The sequence below is a fragment of the Autumnicola edwardsiae genome, assembly GCF_031846505.1.
GTDB lineage: Bacteria > Bacteroidota > Bacteroidia > Flavobacteriales > Flavobacteriaceae > Autumnicola > Autumnicola edwardsiae.
In genome coordinates, this window is the sequence record NZ_JAVRHP010000248.1 from 1 (window position 1) to 1,140 (window position 1,140).

Below are 1,140 nucleotides of genomic sequence, written 5' to 3' on the forward strand. Positions count from 1 at the left end.
AGTATGGCCAAAGCAAAAGATGATTTTGCACCCATTTATGCACGTATTACGGTCGATGGAAAACGTGCAGAAATCAGTTTAAAACGATCCACTTCGGTTATCTATTGGGATACACGTTCCAAAAGGTCAACTTTAAGGACTTCCGATGGAAAGTCATTAAATGTTTACCTTGACCAGGTGTATTCTAATTTATTGGAATGCCACAAACAGCTTCTAGGCGAATCCAAATACGTTACCGCCCAAGCTATCAAGGCCCGTTACCTAGGGGAAGATGAACAGCACAAAACGCTACTTCAGTTAGTTTCTTACCACAATAAGAATATGGTTTCGGTACTCAAGCCGGGAACTTTGAAAAATTATTACACAACAGAACGCTATATAAATCGGTATTTGAAGACCAAACTAAAGACCAATGATGTTTTTTTAAAACAATTATCCTATAAATTCATCATTGACTTTGAGCAGTTCCTACGCAACGGAAAATCGATAAACCATTCCCAGCCCCTTAAAAATAATGGGGTTATGAAACATTTGGAGCGATTAAAAAAGATGATGAACCTTGCCCTTCGGTTGGAATGGATCGAGAAAGACCCTTTTGTGAGGTTCTCGCTAAAGTTCACAAAACATCAACGGGCATTTCTGTCCCAATCGGAACTTGAAGTTTTGGAATCCGGTCAGCTTATAAAAGGGATGCACCAAAAAACGAGGGATGTTTTTATTTTTGCCTGTTATACGGGACTATCCTATATCGATGTAAAATTACTTTGTGATGACCATATTGTACACGGCATCGATGGGGATTACTGGATATTCACAAAAAGGGAAAAGAACGATGAAGCGGTAAAAATACCGCTTTTAGATAAAGCCCTTGATATATTAAAGAGGTATGACCAAGATACCGAAAACAAACAGGAAAAACTGCTGCCGGTATTTTCCAATCAAAAGATCAATAAATATTTAAAGGAAATAGCGGCAATCCTAAAAATCAATAAAAAGCTTACGTTCCACGCGGCCAGACATACTTTTGCCACTACCGTTACACTTTCCAATGGTGTACCCATTGAGACTGTTTCAAAATTACTCGGCCATACAAAGCTTTCCACAACGCAAATCTATGCCAGGGTCGTCGAACAAAAGGTG

The 1,140-nt window shown here is 38.9% G+C and carries 1 protein-coding gene; it reads left to right on the forward strand.

The window, feature by feature from the left end; translation table 11 throughout:
• On the forward strand, window positions 1-1,140 hold a 1,140-nt coding region (locus tag RM529_RS17440; RefSeq protein ID WP_311486011.1), incomplete at both ends, for a site-specific integrase.